The following is a 21,117-nucleotide window of genomic DNA, read 5'->3' as shown; positions in this document are numbered from 1 at the left end:
GGGGGGGGGGGGGGGGGGGGGGGGGGGGGGGGGGGGGGGGGGGGGGGGGGGGGGGGGGGGCGGGGGGGCGGGGGGGGGGGGGGGGCGCGGCCCCCCCCCGGCCGCCCCCCCCCCCCCCCCCCCCCCCCGGCCGCCCCCCGGCGCCCCCCCCCCCCGGGGGGGGGGGGGGGCCCCCACGTCGTCGTACGGCCTCCCTGCTGCAGGGCCCCGCCGCGAGCTCGCGAGCGGTGGCGCAGGGAGGTCCTCCTTCAGGAGGTGGGCGCGGCGGCCTCGCAGTTGGCCTGGCCGAACTGCTGGACGGCGGTGCCGTCGGGGCCGCCGGCGACCGTGACGAACTCCTGCGCCGCGGTCTGCAGCTGCTGCTGGCCCTCGGGGGTGCTGGCGTCCACCGAGTTGGCGGTGTCGGCGAAGGTCTGGACGGCGTCGCCGACGACCTGCCAGTTGCCCGCGATCTCCGCCGGCGGCTGGACGCTGTCGAACGCGGCGGCCGCCTGCTGCAGCAGACCCGGCAGCTGCTCGGGTGTGGCGGCGGTCAGCTGGTTGCCCAGCTCGTCGAACTCGGCCGCCTGGGTGCAGAACTGCGCGACGGCGGGGTCGTCGCTGGCCGCCGAGCTGCTGGTGGCGCCGGTGGACGACGCCGCACTGGAGCTGGTCTCGGCGCTGGTGACCTCCGCGGACTCCTCGGCGTTGTCGGACCCCTCGCCCCCGCCGCCGCAGGAGCCGGCGGTGAGCAGGAGGGCGCCGGCCGCGGCGACCAGCACGGGGCGGGACGTGGACCAGAGCGAGCGCATGGACCGAGGCTAGCCGCGGGGTGAGCCGTGCGCGCCCGCGGCCGATAGCGTGCCGGACGTGCACGCCCCGGCCGACCCACGCGTCTCGTGGGCCCTCCCCGCACCCGGCGCGCTGCCGCGGACGGCGGCGCTCGAGCCGCTGGTCACCCGGGTGCTCGCGCCCAACCCGTCGGGGATGACGCTCGACGGCACCAACACCTACCTCGTCGGCGACCCCGGCAGCGGCCAGGCGGTCGTCGTCGACCCCGGTCCCGACGACCCGGCCCACCTGGCCGCGGTGGAGGAGGCGCTGGCCGCCCGTGACGCGCGCTGCGTGGCCGTCCTCGTCACCCACCACCACGGCGACCACGCCGAGGCCGCGCAGCCCTGGGGCGCCCGCTTCGGCGCGCCGGTGGCCGCCGCCGACGTGTCGGTCGCCGGGCCGCGGGGCCGGGTGCTCGAGCCGGGCGAGCAGCTGCGCCTGGCCGGCACCACGCTGGGCGTCGTCCCCACGCCGGGGCACACCGCCGACCACCTGGCCTTCCGGCTGGAGTCGGGCGCGGTGCTGGTCGGTGACCACGTCCTGGGCCGGGGCACCTCGGTGGTCACCCACCCCGAGGGTGACGTCGTCGCCTACCTGGAGTCGCTGCGCCGGGTGCTCGACCTCGGCCCCAGCGCGCTGTACTGCGGCCACGGGCCGGAGCTGACCGAGGACCCCGCCGCCGTCCTCGACTACTACCTGGCGCACCGCGTGTTCCGGGAGGCGCAGCTGCTGGCGGCGCTGGTGCGGGGCGCGGGCACGGTCGACGCGCTGGTGGCCGACGTCTACGCCGCGGTGCCGCAGGCGCTGTGGCCGGCCGCCGCCGAGTCGACCCGCGCCACGCTGGCCAAGCTCGCCGCGGAGGGGCACGTGGAGGTCGACGGCGACCGGGTGACGCTGCCGTGAGCGTGCCCGTCGTCCGGGCCGCCGACAGCGAGCGCGACCAGCGGCGGGCGGCGGCGGCGCTGCGGGCGGCCGGACTGCGGTCCGGCGACCGGCTGCTCGTCTCGGCGGCGTCCTCGCCGGCGCTGCTGGCCGTCGTCCTCGGCGCGCTGCGCACCGGCGTCGTCCCCGTCGTGCTGGACCCCGCGCTCCCGGCTCCCGAGCGGGCCGCGCTCGCGGCGGACGCCGAGCCCGCCCTCGACGTCGGCACCGACCCGGTCCGGCTGCTGACCGGCACCGCGGAGGCGGAGCTCGCCGACGTGCCGCTGGCCCGGCCGATGCACTACACGTCGGGCACCACCGGCCGGCGCAAGGGCGTGTGGTCCGGCGTGCTCGACCCGGACGACGCCCGCGCGCTGGCCGCCGAGGAGATCGACCTCTGGAATTTCGGCCCGGCCGACCGGCACCTCGTGCTCTCGCCGCTGCACCACTCGGCGCCGCTGCGCTTCGCCGCCCACACGCTGCTGGCCGGCGGGGAGGTGCTGCTGCCCGGACCGTTCGAGGCCGACCGGGCCGCCGAGGTGATCCGCACGGCACGGCCGACGACGACCTTCTGCGTGCCCACGCACCTGCAGCGGCTGCTCGGGCACGGCGACGTCGACTGGTCCTCCTTCCGCCGGCTGGTGCACGCCGGCGCGCCGTGCCCGGAGCCGCTCAAGCGGGCGGTGCTCGCCGCGCTGCCGGAGGGCAGCGTGTGGGAGTTCTACGGCTCGACCGAGGCGCAGTTCACCGTCTGCCCACCGGAGCACTGGCTCGCGCACCCCGGCAGCGTCGGCCGCGCCCGGCCCGGCCGGCGGCTGGAGACCGACGAGGGCGGCCAGCTGTGGTGCGCCGTCCCGCGGTGGGCCCGCTTCGCGTACTGGCGCGCGCCGGAGAAGACCGCGGCCGCCTGGCGCGGCGACCGGGTCACCGTCGGCGACCTCGGCCGGGTCGACGACGACGGCACGGTGTGGCTCGACGGCCGCCGCGAGGACCTGGTGATCTCCGGCGGGGTCAACGTCTACCCGGCCGAGGTGGAGGCCGTCCTCGACGCGCACCCGGACGTGGTGGAGAGCGCCGTGGTCGGCGTCCCCGACGACGAGTGGGGGCAGCGGGTGGTGGCCGCCTACGTGGGCACCGCGGACCCCGCCGCGCTGGCCGGCTGGGCGCGCGAGCGGCTGTCGGCGGCCAAGCGGCCCAAGAGCCTGCACCCGGTGGCGGAGCTGCCGCGGACCTCCACCGGCAAGGTGCGCCGGCTGGACCTGCCGGGGGCGCTGGGGCTGTGACGCCCGACTGGGACGTCGTCGTCGTGGGCGCCGGCTCCTCCGGCTGCGCGCTCGCGGCGCGCCTGGCCGACGCCGGACGCCGGGTGCTGCTGCTCGAGGCCGGCGCCGACCACGCCCGGCCCGGCGACTTCCCGCCCGACCTGCGCGACGCGGCCACGCTCGGGGCCACCGTCCCGGGGCACCCGGCCAACTGGTCGCTCAGCAGCGAGCTCACGCCCGGCAGCCGGGTGCCCCTCCCGCGCGGGCGCGGGGTCGGCGGGTCGAGCGCGGTCAACGGCGGCTACTTCGTCCGCGCGACCCCGGCCGACCACGCCGGCTGGGCCGCGGCCGGCAACGACCTCTGGAGCCTGGCCGCCACCCTCCCGGCCTGGTGCCGGCTGGAGGCCGACCGGCAGTACGGCGACCGGCCCGGGCACGGTGCCGACGGTCCGCTGCCGGTCAGCCGCCCGACCGCGGGCTCCCCGCTGACCGACGCCCTCGCCGCCGCGGCGTCGGAGCTCGGCGTCCCCGAGGAGCCGGACAAGAACGCCGGCGGCCCGCCCGGGTGGGGGCCGGTGCCGTTCACCGTGCGCGACGGCGTCCGGGTCAACACCGCGATGGCCTACCTCTCCCCGCGCCGCGGCACCCCCGGGCTGACCGTGCGCGGCGGGGTGCGGGTGCGGCGGGTGCTCGTCGAGCGCGGGCGGGCGGTGGGCGTGGACACCGACGCCGGCCCGGTGCGCGCCGCCGAGGTGGTCCTCGCCGCCGGCGCGGTCGGCTCACCGCACCTGCTGCTGCTCTCGGGCATCGGCCCCGCGGCCCACCTGCGCGAGCACGGGATCGGCGTCGTCGTCGACGCCCCCGGCGTGGGCGCGGACCTCAGCGACCACCCGCTCGTCCACCTGCCGTGGACGCCGGTCGCGGACCTGCCCGAGGGCGACTGGCCGCTGCCGCTGCACAGCGTGCTCAACGCGACGTCGGGGGACTCGCCGGTACCCGGCGACCTCGAGGTGCTGCCGTGGCTGCGGCCGTGGGCGCGCGTTGTCCCCGGCGGGGGCGGCGACGACCGCACCCTGTCGCTGGCCGCGGGCCTCTACCGCGAGGAGAGCCGAGGCCGGCTCGCGCTGGCCTCCGCCGACCCCGCCGCCGCCCCGCGGATTGCGCACGGCTACCTGGCGACGGCGACCGACCGGCGCCGGCTGCGCGAGGCCGTGCGGCTGGCCGCGGCGCTGCTGCGCACCCGCGCGCTCGCCCCGCTGGTCGCCCACCGCGGTGACCCCGCCGGCGACGTCCTCGCCGACGACCGGGCGCTCGACGCCTGGGCCGCGGCGCACCTGGCGACCGCCCAGCACCTGGCCGGCAGCGCGCGCATGGGACCGGACGGCGACCCCGGCGCCGTCGTCGACCAGCACCTGAGGGTCCGCGGCGTCGGGGGCCTGCGGGTCGCCGACCTCTCCGTGCTGCCCGAGGTGCCCACCCGCGGGCCCGCGGCGACGGCGGTGGTGGTGGGGGAGCGGGCCGCCGAGCTGGTGACCGGCGGCTGACCCCTCGGTGCACTTCCGCGGAAGTGCACCGGAGTCGGCTGCGACCTCGTGGCGTGGCTCACATCTCGGTTAACGTCGGCCCTCCGTGTTGCAGCATCCCGAGGAGGACCCGCCCGTGCCGCAGGTGCAGACCGGCCATGTCGTCGAGACCCATGTCGTCGAGACGGTGAAGGGCCCCGTCGACACCGCCGAGCTCGGCCAGACGCTCATGCACGAGCACGTCTTCGTGCTCACCGCCGACGTCCAGCAGAACCACCCCGAGGAGTGGGGCAGCGAGGACGAGCGGGTCGCCGACGCGGTGCAGAAGCTCACCGCGCTGGCCGCGACCGGCGTCCGGACGATCGTCGACCCGACCGTCATCGGCCTGGGCCGCTACATCCCCCGCATCCAGCGCATCGCCGAGCAGGTCGACCTCAACATCGTCGTCGCCACCGGCTGCTACACCTACGACGACGTCCCCTTCTTCTTCCACCACCGCGGCCCGGCGCTCGACGAGGCGGTCGGCGCCGAGGTGCCCGACCCGATGGTCGACATGTTCGTCGGCGACATCCAGGACGGGATCGCCGGCACCGGCGTGCGGGCCGCCTTCCTCAAGTGCGCGATCGACCGCCAGGGGATGACCGCCGGCGTCGAGCGGGTGATGCGCGCCGTCGCCCGGGCCCACCGCGCCACCGGTGCCCCGATCACCGTGCACACCCACCCGGGCAGCCGCACCGGCCTCGCCGTGCAGCAGGTGCTCGGGAACGAGGGCGTCGACCCGCGGCGCGTCGTGCTCGGGCACAGCGGGGACACCACCGACGTCGACCACCTGTCCGAGCTGGCCGAGGCCGGGTTCGTCCTCGGCATGGACCGGTTCGGCATCAACCTGGAGACGACGTTCGAGGCGCGCGCCGACACCGTCGTGGAGATGTGCCGCCGCGGCCACGCCGGGAGCATGGTGCTCTCGCAGGACGCCTCCTGCTACATCGACTGGCTGGCGCCCGGCGTCATGGACCTGCTGCCGCAGTGGCACTACACGCACGTCCACGACGACGTGCTGCCCTACCTTCGCGGGCAGGGGGTGACCGAGGAGCAGATCACCACGATGCTGGTGGACAACCCCCGCCGGTACTTCGAGAACGTCGGCAGGTACTGATGGCACTGCACCCCTTCGACGAGACCGGTGTCGAGCGCGACGCGGCCGGCGTCAAGCACTACACCGACCTGCCCGACTCGGTGGTCGCGATGCTGCGGACGTCGGTGGAGCGCGACCCGCACGGCGAGGCGGTGGTCGAGGTCGACGGGCCGCGCCTGACCTTCTCGGAGCTGTGGGACCGCGCCGCCCGGGTCGCCGGCGGGCTGCGGGCGGCAGGCGTGGGCCGTGGTGACCGGGTGGCGATCCGGCTGGGCAACGGCGTGGACTGGGTGCTCGGCTTCTTCGGCACGCTGATGGCCGGCGGGGTCGCGGTGCCGGTGAACACCCGCTTCACCGACGCCGAGGCCCGCTACGTCGTGGAGGACAGCGGCGCGCGGGTGGTGCTCGAGCCCGGCACCCCGCTGCCGGACGGCGACCCGCACGGCGAGGAGGGCCTGCGGCGGTCGGACCTCGCGGCGATCTTCTACACCTCGGGGACCACGGGCTTCCCCAAGGGCGCGATGACCAGCCACGAGAACTTCCTGAGCAACACCGAGACCGCCCGCCGGGTGGTGGGGCTGGCCGGGCACGACGCGTCGCTGCGCAACCTCATCAGCGTCCCGCTGTTCCACGTCACCGGCTGCAACAGCCAGCTGCTCGTCGCGCTGCAGGGCGGGGCCGCGGCGGTGGTGCTGCCGGCGTTCGAGGTGGGCCGCTTCCTGCGGGTGGTCCCGGAGGAGCGGATCGCCGTGGTCACGTCGGTGCCGGCGGTCTTCTGGCTGGCGATCAGCCAGGCCGGGTTCACCGACGTCGACGTCAGCGGCGTGCGGTTCGCCACCTACGGTGGCGCGCCGATCGCCCCGGACCTGGTGCAGCGGATCAAGCACGCGTTCCCCGCGGCCCGCGTGGGCAACGGCTTCGGGCTGTCGGAGACCTCGTCGATCTCGACGTTCCTGCCGCACGAGTTCGCCGACACGCACGCGGACTCGGTCGGCTTCCCCGCGCCCGTCGTCGACCTGCAGGTGGCCGACCCCGACCCGGTGACCGGCGTCGGGGAGCTGCTCATCCGCGGGGCGAACGTCGTCCAGGGGTACTGGGGCAAGCCGGAGGCGACGGCGCAGACCTTCGTCGACGGGTGGCTGCACACCGGAGACCTGGCGCGGATCGACGAGGAGGGCTTCACCTACGTCGTCGACCGGGCCAAGGACATGATCAACCGCGGCGGCGAGAACGTGTACTGCGTCGAGGTGGAGAACGTCCTCGCGGCGGCGCCGGGCGTCTTCGAGGTCGCGGTGGTCGGGGTGCCCGACACGATGATGGGGGAGAAGGTGGGCGCCGTCCTGGTGCCGCTGCCGGGCACCGAGCTGGACGTCGACGCCGTCCTCGCCCACGCCCGCGCGCACCTGGCCGACTTCAAGGTGCCGCAGTTCGTGTCCGTGCGTCCGGCGGTCCTGCCGCGCAACCCCGGCGGCAAGGTGCTCAAGCCGGTCCTGCGCCGGGAGACGGAGTGGGGCCGGCCGCTGCGCTGAGGGCTACTGCGCCGACGAGACCGGTCCGGGCTGTCCCGGCGGCGCGCTGTCCGCAGCCGCCGGGACGCCGGGTCAGGGGGCGGTCACTGGACCGCGCGCATCTCCTCGGTGGTGCCGTTCAGCGGCGCCCACGCGTCGGGGTGCGGTCGGCCGGCGTCCGCGACCCAGCCGGCGGGCCGGCCGGGAGCGGGTCGGGTCGCGGGCCGGGCGCTCAGGGTGACGATCAGGGCGAGCAGCAGGAGGAGTCCGACGAGGACACCGCCGATGACCAGGAGCGTCGTGAGCACGTACCGACGGTAGGCAGCGGACCGGTCCGGACCACAGGGCGAAAGACGACGGACCTCGGCGCCGACACGGGCAGGTGTCGCCCGTAGACGGCACGCTCCGGTCGTGTCCGTCCGTCACCGGCCGACCGCGGAGCGCTGTGTCCGGCGTCGCGGACGCCACCCGCCGACTCCGGTGGAGCGGCCGGCGTCCGGGTAGGGCCCCACGCGGTGCCCGGCGGTCGGTGCGCCGGGAGGGGGACACCGTGCAGGACCTGGCGAGGCTGGCCGGCCGGCTCGCGGCGGTGCCACTGGGCACCCTGGCCCGGTGGCGGGGCGGCAAGCCCATGCACCCGCGGGGTGTGGTCCTCGACGCCGTCCTCGAGCGGACCGGGGGACCGCGGGGCTGGGGCGTGCGCTGGCTGGAGGAGCCGGCCCGCGAGCCGGCCGTCGTCCGGCTCTCCCGCGGTGCGGGGCTGCCCGCACCGCTCCCCGACCTGCTGGGTCTCGCCGTCCGCCTGCCCGACGGCGACCGGCCGGTCGACCTGCTGCTGTCGACCGGCGGGACCGGCCGCCGGACCCGGTACCTCCCGGTGCCGCGGGTCGACGCCGCGGCGACCTACTCCTCGTTCATGGGCTACCGGTCGACGGCGGGGACGCTGCGGCTGGCCGCCGTCCCCGACGGGCCCCGGGGTGTGCGGTCGGACCCCGGTCCGGTCGCCGACGCGGTCGCCCGGCGCGGTCTGGCGTTCCGGCTGCTGGTCACCCGCGGGGCGGGGGACTGGGTGTCCTTCGCCCGGCTCGCGCTCACCGCACCGGTGGCCGAGCCCGACCCGGACCTGCGCTTCGACGCCGTCCGCAACCCGCCGCCGGGCCTGCTCGCCGACGGGCCGATGGCGCGTTTCCGCGCACCGGCCTACGCCGCCGCGCGGGAGGGCCGCAGCGGAACCGGGCGCGCCTGACCCACCCCGGTGGAGGGGCGCGGTCCACTCAGGAGGGGTGCAGACGGTTGTGCGCCACCGGGCCTGGGTATCGAGACCCACGGATCTCATCGAGGAGCACCGCCCCGCCGTCGCGTGCTCGACCGCAGGAGGAGTGCACGTCAGCGTGGTCCACGCCCTGCCCTCGTCCGCGTCGCGCGCGCGGATCCGCATCGCCACGGTGCCGCACGGCGACGCCTACGTCGACGCCGCGCTGCCCGGCACCGCGGTGCCCGTGGGCTCGCGGCACGACCCGAGCCCGTGGCTGGACCCGGCCTACCTGACGGCCCACGCGGGCTCGGTCGACGTCGTCCACGTGCACGCCGGCTACGGCCACCTGCCCGAGGACGAGGTGGTCAGCTGGACCGAGGCGGTGCGGCGCACCGGCGTGCCGCTGGTGGTGACCGTGCACCAGTTGCGCGACCCCGACCAGCCGGCCCGCCACCGCCACGACGCCCACCTCGCCGCCCTGCTCGCCACGGCCGAGGTCGTCTTCACCCTGACGCCCGGCGCCGCCGACGAGATCGCCGACCGCTTCGGGCGGACCGCGATCGTCGTGGCGCACCCCTCGGTCGCGGCGCCCGACCCGGACACCGGCGCCGAGCGGGGGCTGGTCGGCCTGGCGCTGGGCACCGCCCGGGCGGCGCTGCCCGACCCGGCGACGCTCCTGCGGGCCGCGCTCTCCGGCGCGGTCTCGGGTGGGGGGCGGCTGCGGGTGTTCGCCGAGCCGGGCCAGCTGCTGCCGGCCGACCCGGACCTCGCCATCGCCGAGGGTCTCGAGGTGGTGACCCGCGACCCGGCGCGCTGGGCGCAGCAGCTGCAGGAGCTGCACGTCGCCGTCCTGCCGGAGCGCTGCGGCACCCACTCGCGCGACCTGGAGATCTGCCGGGACGTCGGTACCCGCGTGGTGGCGCCCAGCTGCGGCTGGTTCGCCGACCAGTGGTCGGAGGTGGTCGTCTACGGCAACGACGAGGAGCACGGCTTCGACCCGGTGTCGCTGGGCGCCGCGGTGGGCGCCGCGCTGACCCGGCCGATGCCGCGGCCGGCCGACCGTGCGTGGCGCGCCGAGCAGCAGGCGGCGGTGCGAGCGGTGCACGAGCAGGTCTACGAGCAGGTGCTGGCCGACCGGTCCGTCAGCGTCTGAGCCCGGCCGTCGTCGGCGGGGTCGCGGCGCCGGCACCGTGCGCGAGGAGAGAGTGTGGGCAGGGGCGGGGTCGAACCGCCGACCTCTCGCTTTTCAGGCGAGCGCTCGTACCGACTGAGCTACCTGCCCCTCCCGGTGCCGGGCACCGGGTGAGCGACCCTGACGGGACTCGAACCCGCGACCTCCGCCGTGACAGGGCGGCGCGCTAACCAACTGCGCTACAGGGCCTCGCTGTGTCGTGCTGTGGTGCGTGCCCCCAACGGGGTTCGAACCCGTGCTACCGCCTTGAAAGGGCGGCGTCCTGGACCGCTAGACGATGGGGGCTCGTGTTCGCCGGGGGCAGCGAGAACTCTACATGCCCCGCGCAGGGGCTCCGACACCACCCTGCCGTCGGGGCGTCGCGGTCGAGTCGCCCGTCGCGGCGCGGCGGCCTCACGGCCCGGACGGGCCCGCGCTGTCCGCTGCTCGTCCCCCGTGATCGTCACCGGGGGACGGTCCCCGCGCCGGCTCCCGGCACCCGAGCCCCGGTACCTCCTGGGTCCCGCGACACGAACGGCACGGTGCCGCCCGGCGGGCGCCCCGGCTGCGACGCTCCCCGCGTGACCCGACGCGTCCTCGTCCCTGCCTGCACCCTCCTCGCCACGACGGTCCTGCTCACCGGGTGCGCCGGGCAGGGGTCGGGGACCGCGTCCGCGTCGAGCAGCGCGTCGTCGAGCAGCACGTCGTCGTCGGGCAGCGCGTCGTCGGCCGCCGAGGAGAGCGCCGCGGCGACCAGCAGCGCGGCCACCGGCCCGGCCGGCGACGACGGCGGTACCGGCGCCCCGGCGTTCCCCGCGAACACCGAGCCCGACACCGCGGAGGCGTCGTCCGACGCCCGCGTCACGGTCGCCGACATCCGCACCGGCCGGCACGACGGCTTCGACCGGGTGGTGTTCGAGGTCGACGGCACCGGGACCCCCGGGTGGGACGTCCGCTACGTCGATGCCGCCTCCTCCCAGGGCAGCGGCGAGCCGGTCGACGTCGCCGGGGACGCCGTCCTGCAGGTGACCGTCACCGGCGCCGGCTACCCGTACGACACCGGCGTCGAGGAGTACGCCGGACCCGACCCGTTGCCGGGACAGGGCACGGCCACGGTCACCGAGGTCGCCTTCGACGCGACCTTCGAGGGGACCACGGTCGCCTTCGTCGGCACCCGCGCGCAGGCGCCCTTCCGCGTCTACCTGCTCGAGGACCCGTCGCGGATCGTCGTCGAGGTCGCCGACCCGGACTGACCTCGGCCCGGCGAGCGGGAGGAGGGGGTCCTCACGTCAGTTGAGCGTGGCGGTGAGCTCGACCGCGTCGCCGGTGACACTGGTGCACTCCAGCGCCAGCGGTCCGGCGGTCACGCTCTCGCCCTGCCCGCAGGACACGCTCGCCCCGCCGACGCTGATGTCGGCCCGGCCGTCCTGCACGCTCCCGAGGGTCACCGTGGTGCCCAGGACCTCGACCTCCGAGCCCGCGCCGTCCAGCGTGATCGTGCACGACGAGGTGGTGCAGGAGAAGTTGTTCGAGGTGAACGAGCAGCCGGTCAGCGGCACGAGGGCGAGCCCCCCGGCGAGCAGGCCGGCGGCCAGGCGAGCGGTGCGCGTCGTCGGGACCATGCCCGCGAGCGTAGGACGGCGCGGTCAGCCGGTCGGGGAGGCCGGCGTCCCGGCGTCCCCGAGTCGGCGTCCCCCGGCTCGGCGTCCCCCGGCTCGGCGTCCCCCGGCTCGGCGTCCCCCGGCTCGGCGTCCCCCGGCTCGGCGTCTCCGGGGTCGGCGTCCCCTGGATCGGTGTCCGGCGGAACGACGGTGCGCACGATCGTCGCCTCGGTCTCGCCCAGCCCGCCCAGCGTGATGTCGTCGTAGGCGACCAGCGCGCCGGTGGCCGGGTCGAGGTAGAGCACCGTGCACGTCAGCGGCTCGGGGTACTCGCCCTGCAGGGCACGCAGACCCGCGCCGCCGGTGGAGCCCTGCACCATGAGCAGCGTCCCGTCGTCGAGCGGCTCGACCTCCCGCTCGTGCGTGTGCCCGGCCAGCACCAGCGGGACGACGCCGTCCAGCGGGGGCGCCTGCTCCGGGTCGTGGACCATCGCGACCGCCGGTGGCTCGGGCAGTTCCGCGGCGACCTCCGCGAGGTCCTCGCCGGTCTGCTCCAGCGGCTCGGCGTCCCCGGTGGCGTCCTGGTCGGGCGTGAAGCGCGGGTCCGGCGTCCCCACCACCGTGATGCCGGCGACCGTCGCCGCCGAGTCGTCGAGCACTGCCGCGTTCGGCTGGGCGGCCACCAGCGCGGCGGTGGCGGCGGAGTCGTGGTTGCCGCGGATGAAGACGTACGGGACGCCGAGCGCGCCGACCGAGCCGATCAGCTGGTTCTCCGGCTCGCTGCCCCAGTCGGTGATGTCGCCGGTGTCGAGCACGCCGTCGACGGCGAACTGGTCGACCACCTGGGCCACCAGGTCGAAGCCGGCCGGGTTGAGGTGCAGGTCGGAGACGTGCAGCAGGGCGACGGTGTCGGCGTCGCCGGCCGGCTGGGGCAGCGCCGAGAGCGCCGCGTAGAGCGTCCCCACGTTGCCGACCAGGTCCTCCAGCGAGGCCCGGTAGGCGTCGAAGCGGGCGACGATGTCGCGGGCGTCGCCGATCAGGCTGGTCGCGTTGACCAGCAGCCCGGTGTAGGTGGGCTGCGACAGTGCCTCGGGGCGCCAGGTGGCGGCGCCGAGCCCGGCGGTGCCGGCCAGCAGGACGACGGAGGCCGCGGCGGCGACCAGCGGCTCGCGCCAGCGCCGGAAGGCCACCAGCGAGATCAGGACGGCACCGCCGATCCCGGCCGCCCCCGTCCTCCAGGCTAGCCGGACGACGGCGTCCTGCAGGTCCTCGCTCACCCGGTCGACCAGGCCGTCGAGCTGCGCGGGGTCGGCGACCAGCGCCTGGATCCGCGTCTCGTCGACGCGGCGCAGCTGGACGTCGAGGCCGAGGGGGCCGTCGTAGGCGTCGACGGCAAGCGCCCCCAGCGGCGGCACCTCCACCGTGGCGCCGCCGCCGGTGGGCGTGAAGGCGAGCGTGGCGTCGAAGGGGCCGATGGGCGCCTCCACGCGGCCGAGCAGCAGGACGCCGACGACTGCTCCGGCGACCGCGACGGCCAGCCGGAACAGCCAGCGGCCGGCCGTCCGGGAGCGCCGCTGCGGGTGGCCGGCGACCGGGGGCGGCGTCGGCTCGTCCATCCCGCCGAGGCTAGCGGCGGGTGTGGCGCGCCACGTCCCACCGCACCGCAGCGCGTCCTCCCCGGCCTCCCACGGCACGGTCAGGGAGGACGCGCCGGGATCAGGTCACCTGATCGTCGCGCGACCGGCCGTGGGTCAGGCGGCCAGCTTCGCCGTCACCTCGGCCAGGCGGCGGCCCTGGTAGCGGGCGGCGGCCAGCTCGGCCTCGCTCGCGGTGACCGACTTGCCCCCTGAGGCGTTGGAGACGCCGTAGGGGTTGCCGCCGGCCTCGAACAGCAGCGGGTCGGTGTAGCCGGGCGGCACGATGACGGCGCCGAAGTGCGAGAAGACGTTGAAGAACGTCAGGATCGTCGACTCGTTGCCGCCGTGGACGTTCTGCGCGCTGGTGAAGGCGGTGGCGCCCTTGTCGGCCAGCTTCCCGGTGAACCACAGCCCGCCGAGGGTGTCGATGAACTGCTTCATCTGGGCGGCGGGGGTGCCGAAGCGGGTCGGGCTGCCGAGGGCGTACCCGTCGGCCCACTCCATGTCCGCCGGGGTGGCCTCCTGGACCTCGTCCGCGGTGGCGTCGACGTGCGCGCGCCAGAGCGGGTTGGAGTCGATGGCCTCCTGGGGAGCCAGCTCCTTCACGCGGCGCAGGCGCACCTCCGCGCCGGCCTCCTCGGCGCCCTGGGCGACGGCGGCGGCCAGCTGGTGGACGTTGCCGGTGGAGGAGTAGTAGATGACGGCGATCTTGGTCATGGCTTCCTCGGCTCTCGTGCTGACGGTCGGGCGGGTGGTTGCACATTCAACCAACAGCGCGAGAGCTACCCGGTGTTCCCGGGTGTCACACGGGGACGAGGATGCCGGTCAGGCGGGGTGCGGGCGGAACACCCAGCGCAGCGCCAGGAACCGCAGGGTGCCGATCGTGGCGGTGACGGCGGCGATCAGCAGGATCTCGGTGAGGACGGCCGGCTCGTCGGTGACCTCGTTGAACCAGCGGAGCGCCAGGCTGGTGCTGACCATGCCGGCGACGCAGAGCGCGCCGCCCTCCCACTGCGCGGCGAACCAGCCGACCCGCTCGCCGGCGCGGAAGGTCAGCCGCCGGTGCAGCTCGTTGGCCAGCACCGAGGACAGCGTGGCACCGATCAGGTTGGCCGGGACCTCACCCAGCCCGCGCAGCACGACGAACAGCAGCCCGTAGACCGCACTGGAGAGCCCGCCGACGAGCACGAACCGGGCGAACTGCCCGAGGCCCCTGTCCGACCGCACCAGGGCCGCGACGTCACCCACGAGGTCGGCGACCACCACGGGGCGGTGCAGCGACGGGCAGGTCACGGTCTCTCCTCCGGGTGCACGGTGTCAGCCTCGACCTTGCCACTGACAGTTCCCTGTGGACGAACGCAATACGCGCTGGGAAACGTCCCGTGGTGTGGGATCGCCCACGAGTGCGGTGCCGTGACGGTCGGCGACGACTCCGGGTCCGCCGTCGTCCGCCCGGCATCGACGGGCCGTCGCGGGGGTAGGGGCCCGCGCATGAGCCTGATGGGGATCCTCGACCGACTCGCGGACGTGAGCAGCTTCGACAAGGCCATCGAGCCGGCCCGCAAGGCGGTGCAGGCGGTGCTCAAGCCCGGTCTGGTCAAGGACGCACTGCACGGCACGTGGCTCGGCCACCCGCTGCACCCGGTGCTCGTGCAGGTCCCCGTCGGCAGCTGGGCCTCGGCCGGCCTGCTCGACGCCATCCCGCCGCTGCGGCCGGCCGCGACGGTGCTCATCGGCACCGGCGTCGCCGTCTCGGTGCCCGCCGCCATGGCCGGGGCCGCCGACTGGTCGGAGCAGGAGATCGGCGTGCGCCGGCTCGGCGCGCTGCACGCGGTGTCCAACGTGGCCGCGCTCGGGCTCTACGTCGGCTCGCTCGTCGCCCGCGCGAAGGGGCGCGGGACGCTCGGCCGCGTCCTCTCCTACGCCGGGCTGGGCATCGCGACCGGCTCGGCCGCGATCGGCGGGCACATGTCGTACGCGCAGTCCTCGGGCGCCTCGCACGCGGCCATGGCGGCGCGCACGCTGACCACCGACTGGATCGACCTCGGCCCGCTCGACGACCTGCCCGAGGGCCGGCCGACGCTGCGCACCGGCAGCGGCAGCGGGGTGGCCGCGCCGCTGGCCGCCGTTCGCCGGGGCGCTCGGGTCGACGTCTTCGTCGGGGCCTGCTCGCACCTGGCCGGGCCGCTGTACGAGGGCAGCGTCGAGGAGGTGCGCGGCCACACCTGTCTGGTCTGCCCGTGGCACGACTCGGCCTTCGACCTGGACAACGGCGAGCCGCGGCGCGGCCCGGCGGCCAACCCGCAGGAGAAGCTCGAGGTGCGCATGGAGGCCGGGCGCGTGATGGCGCGGCTGCCCGGCCGGCACCAGTAGGGGCACTGCCCGCCTAGGCTGCCGCGGCATGCGGCGGACGGCGGCAGGGCTGGCCGTCCTGCTGTGCGCCGCGTGCGGTGGGGCGGACGTCGCCGGCCCGGCCGCGTCGCCCTCCGTGTCGCCGTCCGCGTCGTCGTCGGCGACCCCCTCCCCGGGACCGGCCGTGCCCGCCGTCCCGGGGATCGAGGCCGAGGTGCGGCAGTGGCGCACCGACGAGGCCGTGGGCGGGCAGGTGCAGGTGACGGTCACCGACACCGGTGCCGAGCCGTTCACCGTCACCGCCGTGGCCATCGACTCCGCCGGCTTCGCGCCGCTGCCCGACCGCCAGGTGGACGTCGCGTTCACGCCCGGCCGGACCTTCGACCTGCCCACGCAGTACGGCGCGGCGGTGTGCGACCGGGCCGCGGAGCCGGCCGCCGTGCGGCTGACCGTCGTCCGGCCGGACGGGCGGAGCGAGCAGCTGCTGGTGCCGCTGGCCGCGGAGGTGCTCACCCGCATCCACGCCGAGGCGTGCGCGGTGCAGGCCGTCCTGGCCGTCGTGGACGTCACGGTGACGGGCCTGGCGCTCGACGGCGAGGCCGCCGTCGGGTCGGTGGTGCTGACGCGGGCCGGGGACGACGACCGGCCGGTGGAGGTGGCGCGACTGGGCGGCAACGTGCTCTACGACGCGACCGCCGACGTGCCCGCGACGCTGGCGGCGGGGGAGTCCCGGCTGGAGCTGCCGGTGGAGTTCACCGTGGCGTCCTGCGACCCGCACGTGCTGGCCGAGATCAAGCAGCCCTACGTCTTCCCGATGGCGGTGCGCGTGGGGGACGACGACCAGGTGCCGGTGGACCTGCCGCTGGACCCGCCGCAGCGGGAGGTGCTCGCCGCGCTGGTGGACCGTGTCTGCGGGTGAGGTGGTCCCACACAGGACCGGTCCGGCCGGCCCGGGGGGAACGGGACGGCCGGACCGGGGTCGGGCGCGCGGGCTGTCGTCCTCCGCGCTGACGATGACGCTACGTAATGGACCTCGTGGCAAGCGATCCCCCGAACGGCGGTCACCCGGCCGAGCGCGGTGGCGGTCGTCACGCACGGTTGCGGCAGCCACCGACCGGGCACCCCCGGTCGGTGTTCTTCCTCTTCTCCAGCCGGCTGGGCTGCCTGGGCAGCCTGCTGGTCTCGGCCCTCCTGACGCTGCTCCTGCTGCTGGCCTTCGACGTGCTGTGAGCCGCCCGCCCCGGCACGGTCTGGGAGACTCGGGCCACCGGGCCTCTAGCTCAACTGGCAGAGCAGCGGACTTTTAATCCGCGGGTTGTGGGTTCGATCCCCACGGGGCCCACCGTGCTGAGCTGCACGTTTCCCCTTCACGGGAGTCTCGGCTGGTGGCCGCGCCCACACGGCGCCCACACGCGCAACCGCGGCTGCCTGCGCGGCGGCGTCCATCCGGTCGGCCAGCGCGGTCAGGTCGTCGTCGAACAGGCCGGAGTACACGTCCAGCGTCATGGCCGCCGAGGCGTGCCCGAGCATCCGCTGGACGCTCTTGACGGTCGCGCCGCTGGCGACGGCGAGCGAGGCGGCGGTGTGCCGCAGGTCATGCGGAGTGACGTCGCTCAGCCCGACCGTCCGGACCGCCGGATCGAAGACGGCCCGGCGCCAGTTCCGCAGACGCAGCACCGTGCCGCTGGCCGTGGTCACCAACAGGTCGTCGCCCTGCCTGCCCTCGCAGCGGCGGGCCAGCGACTCGGCGAGGGTCGCGGGCAAGGGCACCGTCCGCTGCTGATGGGTCTTCGGTGTGCCGAACTCCAGCCGCCCGCCGACCTCGGTGACCGCCTCGGCGACGGTGAGCCGGCGCCGGAGGAAGTCGACCCGTCGCACCCGCAGGGCGGCCATCTCGCCGAAGCGCAGCCCGGTGTAGGCGAGCAGCCGGATGACGTCCCCGTCCTCGCCCGCCGCGTCGGCGAGCCGCTCGACCTCGTCGTGGGTGAGGAACCTCGGCTCCTGCCGCGTCACCCGGGGCAGGGGTACGCGCTCGGCCGGGTTGCGGGGCATGCGCCCGTCGCGGACGGCGAGGCCTAGGAGGAGTGAGAGGACACGGTGGGCCTGGCGGACCGTGCCCGGGGCGGACCCCTGCGTCAGCAGATCAGCCACCCACACGGCGACGTCGGCGTGGGTGACGTCGGCGAGCCGGTGCTGACCCCACGACGGCAGCACGTGGGTCCGCAGCAGGTTCCCGTACCGGTAGAGGGTGCTCGGCTTGACCCCGGTCTGCGAGGACAGCCATCGGTCGGCCCAGTCGGCGACGGTGATCCGGCCTCGCTCTGGCGCCGTCCATGTCTGCGTGACCAGAGCCGAGGTCGCCTCGTCGAGCCAGCGCTGGGCGTCGACCTTCCGTCTGAAGCGCCGCTCGTGCTGGCGGCCGCCCGGGTCGCGATACCGGGCGCGGTAGCGGGTCGAGCCGTCGCTGAGCGTTGTGCGGCTGATGGAGCCGGCCATGACAAGCACCTCCATGGCGGGGGTATGCGCCCTCAGAGTGCCGGATACCTGTGACAGTAGTCCGTTCTCAGCAACCCCGAACTTGAGCAAGAATCGCCATCGGGCGCCATTATGCGTTCATTTTCGACCGCGCTTCGCCGCTGGCCAGGACGCTGTCCGAGCCACTGACCTGCGGTAGCGTCAGCGGCAAGTTGGTGGCGGGAATGTTGGTGGTGATTGGCCGGTGTTGGCTGAAAATGGCTGGCGACGGCTTTGCTGCGGACCGCGGGAATTGTTCGCCGCGCGGCCGGCCGCGATCGGCGGGCGGCGGCGGGTGCCGGCGGGATGACGCCCACCAGCGGGCGTCGCCGCTCCCGGCCCTTCGGGCCCCCGCCCATGCCGGCGCCCGGGCAGGCGGTGTCCGGGTGACCGCCGTCGTATGCAGCCGTGATCCGGCCGCGCCCCCCACCCCCGAGCAGGATGCCGGCTGCCTTGGTTGCCGGAAGGGCGCTGCGCGTCGCTTCGCGATGGGCCTGCGGCCCACCCTTCCCCCGACCTGCGCCAGCCGACGGGAGGCGGGTTGTGGGATGCGGCCAGGAGTGCGGGAGGCCACCCGGGTCCGTGAGGAAGGTCCGGCCGCAGGCCTTCCTCGAGCCGATCGCACACCCGCCGGAGCGGGGCACTGACCGCGACGTCCAGGTGGTGCTGTGGACGACGAACGAGCCGTCCACAGTTATGGGGCCGAAGCGCTGCGGCGACACCACGGCCGCCCGCTGTCATCGCCATGGCACGGGCACCGCTGCACGGGGTGACCGGCTCCGCGCGGCCGCTCCAGCGGTGCCGCAGACCGGCCGGTTGCGAACGCGGTGGCGTGCACCCGGCCCAAGAGGACACCCGATGAACGACGCCGCCAGCAGCTCGCGGGACGGAACCACGCGCGGCCCGTGGATGACACCGGCCTCGGCTCGGCAGCTGGCCGCTCCGGGTCATCAGCCTCACCCCGGCGGAGGTCCGGGAGTTGTTCGGGGTGCGCGCGGCGTTAGAAGGGCTCGCGGTCGCTGACATCACCGCCTCGTCCGAACGGGGGCAGCGGTAGCCAGTCTGCGGGAGGCGCTGGCGTAACTGGCCCACGCCGACGGCGACTTCGCCGCCAGGGCCGAGGGCGACTTCGGCTTCCACTTGCTGGTGTGCCAGCTGTCGGGCAACTCGATGCTGGTCGAGGTCCGGCAGCGTCTCGAGGGCCGGATGCGCGTAGCCATCCTCAACGGCGCCGGTTGGCAGGCACCCATGATTCCCCGCGACCGGTACGCCCCAATCGTCGAGGCCATCGAACGCGGAGATGTCGAGGCCGCCGTGCGGGTCGTCGACGGGCACATGACCGCCGCCGCGCAGCACTTCGCCGAGGCCACCGCCTCCGCCTGAGGAAGGACCCCGTCCTCCCCACCCCTAGCACGCTAGGGGCGGTGCCCTGGACGGGGTCGCTCTGCCCCTCACCGCTCGCAGGCTGGCGGCGGGACCCTGCAAGGGGGCCGCCCTTCTCCCATCCCTTGTCAGAGGACCCGTCCTCCTGCCTCTCGCACGCCCGGAGCGGTGCCCGGAGGGAGTCGCCCTCGTCGTGCTGCTCCTGCGCCGACCTGCAGCGATGCGGGTGTCGGCAAGTGACCCTTGACACCGTGACGCACACCACCCATTCTAGTTGGCAGTTGGCTGTCAACAGTCAACAGTAAACGGGGAGTCGACGCCCTTCGCTTACCGGAGACCACCATGACCGAGCGGCATCCACCCGTCCGCGATCCACACCTCGAGGCAGTCACCGTCCGGCACCAGACCAACGGGAAGGTCGCCCTGGGGTGCTCCGTCGGTGCCACGATCGAGCCCCGTTGCTCCACCGGCTCTCCCAGGCCGGAGGGGGGACTGACATGACCGACACCACGTTGCTGCTGCTGCACACCGCGATCACGGTGACGATCGTCGTCGGGCTCATCGTCTTCGCGAAGATCAACCCGGTCATCTCGCTGGTGATTGGCGCCCTGTACCTCGGCATCGCGGCAGGGCTGGGGTACGAGGGGACGACGACCGCCGTCGTGGAGGGCTTCGGCCTCCTGATGGCCGAGGTGGGGCTCATCATCGGCTTCGGCGTGATGCTCGGAACCCTGCTGTCGGCCATGGGCACACTCCACCGCGTCGTGGACGGGATGCTGCGGCTCGTCAGGGCCAAGCGCTCCCCGTACGTCATCGGCCTGACCTCGGGGATCGTCTTCCCGGCGATCTACTTCGACGTCGCGCTGGTGATCCTGGGGCCCATGGCCCGGTCGATCGCCCTGCGGACCGGGCTCAGCATCGCGCCGCTGGCCGGCGCCCTGGCCATCGGCCTCGAGGTGGCGCTGCTGATGGTCCCGCCCGGGGCCGCCGCGCTTGCCATCGCTGCCGCTCTGGACCTCCCGCTCGGCACCATGCTGCTGTGGGGGATCCCCTTCGGCATCGTGGTGATCATCGTCAGCATCGCGCTGCACATGCTGCTGATGCGCTTCACGTGGAATGACGAGAAGGACGACGACCCGCTGACCGATCCGGAGCACACCGGTGAGATCGCCGGCTACGGCCTCCCGCCCGGTGCCGAGCCCTCCGGTGAGCAGGCAGCCATCGCGCACGACCAGCGAGCCGCGGAGCCCGCTCGGGGCGGTGGAGCAACGGCCGTCGCGCGGGATCCGCAGCCCGGCGGCGCCGGCACGCCGCAGCAGAAGGAGCTGCCCCTGCTGGTCGCCCTGCTGCCGCTGCTGGTGCCGCTGGTGCTCATCGTGCTCGACACCACCACGAGCGCGTTCGGCGCGGAGGTGGGCCTGCTCGGGTTCCTGGGCAACCCCGTGGTGGCGCTGCTCATCGGACTGCTCGTGGGCATTGTTCTCGCCGTGCCGGCTCTGGGCCGGACGGGCGTCGAAGAGGTGATCGTCAGGGCCGCCGGCACCAGCGGCGTCATCCTGCTGTTCACCGGCGTCGCCGGATCGCTCGGGCAGGTCATCGCCGAGACCGACGTCGGGAGCCTGGTGGCCGGTCTTTTCAGCGCCAACGCCGCTTTTCCGGTGGTGCTGGCCTGGCTAGTGGCGGCGCTGCTGCGCCTGGCTCAGGGTTCCGGGTCCGTGGCTGCCATCACCGCGGCCTCGCTGCTGGCACCGGTCGTCGGGAGCCTGGGGCTCAACCCGGTGCTGATCTGGCTGGCCGCCGCGTCCGGGGCGGCCTTCGGCGGACACGTCACCGACAACACCTTCTGGATCTTCAAGACGCTGCTGGGCCTGTCCGTGCGCGGCACCTTCCAGGTCTACACGGTCGCCCAGGGGCTGTTGTCCTTCGTCGGCCTGGGCGCGGTCCTCGTTCTCAGCATCTTCGCCTGACGGAAATCGAGCAAAGGAGATCTCCAGCATGAACGCATCCACGAGCCAAGCCGTCTCGGACACGGCTGGCACCGT

18 protein-coding genes, 4 tRNA genes and 1 pseudogene are annotated in these 21,117 nt (G+C 75.2%); 13 read left to right on the top strand and 10 right to left on the bottom strand.

The window, feature by feature from the left end:
- Positions 1 to 248 precede the first annotated feature (248 nt).
- On the bottom strand, positions 249 to 791 hold the full coding sequence (locus tag ABQ292_RS20560) for a hypothetical protein (protein WP_369209573.1): 543 nt from the start codon (positions 789 to 791) through the stop codon (positions 249 to 251).
- A 58-nt stretch (positions 792 to 849) separates the two neighbouring features.
- Here ABQ292_RS20560 and ABQ292_RS20555 point away from each other — a divergent pair, with 58 nt between their 5' ends.
- The 5 genes from ABQ292_RS20555 to ABQ292_RS20535 all read left to right on the top strand — a co-directional run bounded on the left by ABQ292_RS20555 (position 850) and on the right by ABQ292_RS20535 (position 7,183).
- Positions 850 to 1,716 (top strand): MBL fold metallo-hydrolase, encoded by an 867-nt coding sequence (locus ABQ292_RS20555; protein ID WP_369209572.1) that lies wholly within the window; start codon positions 850 to 852, stop codon positions 1,714 to 1,716.
- On the top strand, positions 1,713 to 3,017 hold the full coding sequence (locus ABQ292_RS20550; protein WP_369209571.1) for a class I adenylate-forming enzyme family protein: 1,305 nt from the start codon (positions 1,713 to 1,715) through the stop codon (positions 3,015 to 3,017). The genes ABQ292_RS20555 and ABQ292_RS20550 overlap by 4 nt, the downstream gene beginning before the upstream one ends.
- Positions 3,014 to 4,540 (top strand): mycofactocin dehydrogenase MftG, encoded by a 1,527-nt coding sequence (gene mftG, locus ABQ292_RS20545; RefSeq protein ID WP_369209570.1) that lies wholly within the window; start codon positions 3,014 to 3,016, stop codon positions 4,538 to 4,540. Before ABQ292_RS20550 ends, mftG begins: the two co-directional genes overlap by 4 nt.
- A gap of 85 nt (positions 4,541 to 4,625) precedes the next feature.
- Complete coding sequence (locus tag ABQ292_RS20540) at positions 4,626 to 5,675, top strand: phosphotriesterase family protein (RefSeq protein WP_369209569.1); 1,050 nt, start codon at positions 4,626 to 4,628, stop codon at positions 5,673 to 5,675.
- Positions 5,675 to 7,183 (top strand): class I adenylate-forming enzyme family protein, encoded by a 1,509-nt coding sequence (locus ABQ292_RS20535; protein ID WP_369209568.1) that lies wholly within the window; start codon positions 5,675 to 5,677, stop codon positions 7,181 to 7,183. Before ABQ292_RS20540 ends, ABQ292_RS20535 begins: the two co-directional genes overlap by 1 nt.
- An 83-nt stretch (positions 7,184 to 7,266) precedes the next feature.
- Here the strand turns inward: ABQ292_RS20535 and ABQ292_RS20530 are convergent, their stop codons facing one another.
- A complete protein-coding gene (locus ABQ292_RS20530; protein WP_369209567.1) occupies positions 7,267 to 7,470 on the bottom strand; it encodes a hypothetical protein in 204 nt (67 codons plus the stop codon).
- A gap of 242 nt (positions 7,471 to 7,712) precedes the next feature.
- On the opposite strand from ABQ292_RS20530, the gene ABQ292_RS20525 reads away from it, so the two are divergent.
- Together ABQ292_RS20525 and ABQ292_RS20520 are read left to right on the top strand one after the other, a co-directional pair.
- Positions 7,713 to 8,408 carry a phosphodiesterase gene (locus ABQ292_RS20525; RefSeq protein WP_369209566.1) on the top strand — a complete coding sequence of 232 codons (696 nt, stop codon included), beginning with the start codon at positions 7,713 to 7,715 and terminating at the stop codon, positions 8,406 to 8,408.
- A gap of 145 nt (positions 8,409 to 8,553) precedes the next feature.
- On the top strand, positions 8,554 to 9,570 hold the full coding sequence (locus ABQ292_RS20520) for a hypothetical protein (protein WP_369209565.1): 1,017 nt from the start codon (positions 8,554 to 8,556) through the stop codon (positions 9,568 to 9,570).
- A 55-nt stretch (positions 9,571 to 9,625) separates the two neighbouring features.
- Here the strand turns inward: ABQ292_RS20520 and ABQ292_RS20515 are convergent.
- The 3 genes from ABQ292_RS20515 to ABQ292_RS20505 form a co-directional block, all read right to left on the bottom strand.
- Positions 9,626 to 9,699 (bottom strand) — tRNA-Phe (locus tag ABQ292_RS20515).
- A gap of 25 nt (positions 9,700 to 9,724) precedes the next feature.
- Positions 9,725 to 9,798 (bottom strand) — tRNA-Asp (locus ABQ292_RS20510).
- 23 nt (positions 9,799 to 9,821) lie between these two features.
- Positions 9,822 to 9,894 (bottom strand) — tRNA-Glu (locus ABQ292_RS20505).
- Between the two features lie 275 nt (positions 9,895 to 10,169).
- On the opposite strand from ABQ292_RS20505, the gene ABQ292_RS20500 reads away from it, so the two are divergent.
- Positions 10,170 to 10,841, top strand: coding sequence for an AMIN-like domain-containing (lipo)protein (locus tag ABQ292_RS20500; protein WP_369209564.1), 672 nt, complete (start codon positions 10,170 to 10,172; stop codon positions 10,839 to 10,841).
- A gap of 36 nt (positions 10,842 to 10,877) precedes the next feature.
- On the opposite strand, the gene ABQ292_RS20495 is transcribed toward ABQ292_RS20500, so the two are convergent.
- The 4 genes from ABQ292_RS20495 to ABQ292_RS20480 form a co-directional block, all read right to left on the bottom strand.
- Positions 10,878 to 11,210: a hypothetical protein gene (locus ABQ292_RS20495; protein WP_369209563.1), complete on the bottom strand. Its 333-nt coding sequence runs from the start codon at positions 11,208 to 11,210 to the stop codon at positions 10,878 to 10,880.
- Entirely contained in the window at positions 11,138 to 12,805 is a 1,668-nt protein-coding gene (locus ABQ292_RS20490; RefSeq protein ID WP_369209562.1) for a metallophosphoesterase, read from the bottom strand. Before ABQ292_RS20490 ends, ABQ292_RS20495 begins: the two co-directional genes overlap by 73 nt.
- Positions 12,806 to 12,940: 135 nt before the next feature.
- On the bottom strand, positions 12,941 to 13,543 hold the full coding sequence (gene wrbA / locus ABQ292_RS20485; protein WP_369209561.1) for an NAD(P)H:quinone oxidoreductase: 603 nt from the start codon (positions 13,541 to 13,543) through the stop codon (positions 12,941 to 12,943).
- A gap of 108 nt (positions 13,544 to 13,651) precedes the next feature.
- Complete coding sequence (locus ABQ292_RS20480; protein WP_369209560.1) at positions 13,652 to 14,119, bottom strand: GtrA family protein; 468 nt, start codon at positions 14,117 to 14,119, stop codon at positions 13,652 to 13,654.
- Between the two features lie 198 nt (positions 14,120 to 14,317).
- Here ABQ292_RS20480 and ABQ292_RS20475 point away from each other — a divergent pair, with 198 nt between their 5' ends.
- The 3 genes from ABQ292_RS20475 to ABQ292_RS20465 all read left to right on the top strand — a co-directional run bounded on the left by ABQ292_RS20475 (position 14,318) and on the right by ABQ292_RS20465 (position 16,520).
- Complete coding sequence (locus tag ABQ292_RS20475; RefSeq protein WP_369209559.1) at positions 14,318 to 15,199, top strand: Rieske (2Fe-2S) protein; 882 nt, start codon at positions 14,318 to 14,320, stop codon at positions 15,197 to 15,199.
- 163 nt (positions 15,200 to 15,362) lie between these two features.
- Positions 15,363 to 16,097, top strand: coding sequence for a hypothetical protein (locus ABQ292_RS20470; RefSeq protein ID WP_369209558.1), 735 nt, complete (start codon positions 15,363 to 15,365; stop codon positions 16,095 to 16,097).
- A 350-nt stretch (positions 16,098 to 16,447) separates the two neighbouring features.
- Positions 16,448 to 16,520 (top strand) — tRNA-Lys (locus ABQ292_RS20465).
- Positions 16,521 to 16,723: 203 nt separating this feature from the next.
- Here ABQ292_RS20465 and ABQ292_RS20460 read toward each other — a convergent pair.
- Positions 16,724 to 17,674, bottom strand: a pseudogene (locus ABQ292_RS20460) (tyrosine-type recombinase/integrase); the annotation flags it as partial.
- Between the two features lie 1,164 nt (positions 17,675 to 18,838).
- Here ABQ292_RS20460 and ABQ292_RS20455 point away from each other — a divergent pair.
- Positions 18,839 to 19,075, top strand: a complete 237-nt coding sequence (locus tag ABQ292_RS20455; protein ID WP_369209557.1) for an FCD domain-containing protein — start codon at positions 18,839 to 18,841, stop codon at positions 19,073 to 19,075.
- Between the two features lie 497 nt (positions 19,076 to 19,572).
- Complete coding sequence (locus ABQ292_RS20450; RefSeq protein ID WP_369209556.1) at positions 19,573 to 21,042, top strand: GntP family permease; 1,470 nt, start codon at positions 19,573 to 19,575, stop codon at positions 21,040 to 21,042.
- Positions 21,043 to 21,117 lie beyond the last annotated feature (75 nt).

Source organism: Geodermatophilus maliterrae, assembly GCF_041018925.1.
Lineage (GTDB): Bacteria > Actinomycetota > Actinomycetes > Mycobacteriales > Geodermatophilaceae > Geodermatophilus > Geodermatophilus maliterrae.
The sequence above is the reverse complement of the archived record's forward strand: the minus strand, read 5'-3'. Positions and strand labels throughout refer to the sequence as shown.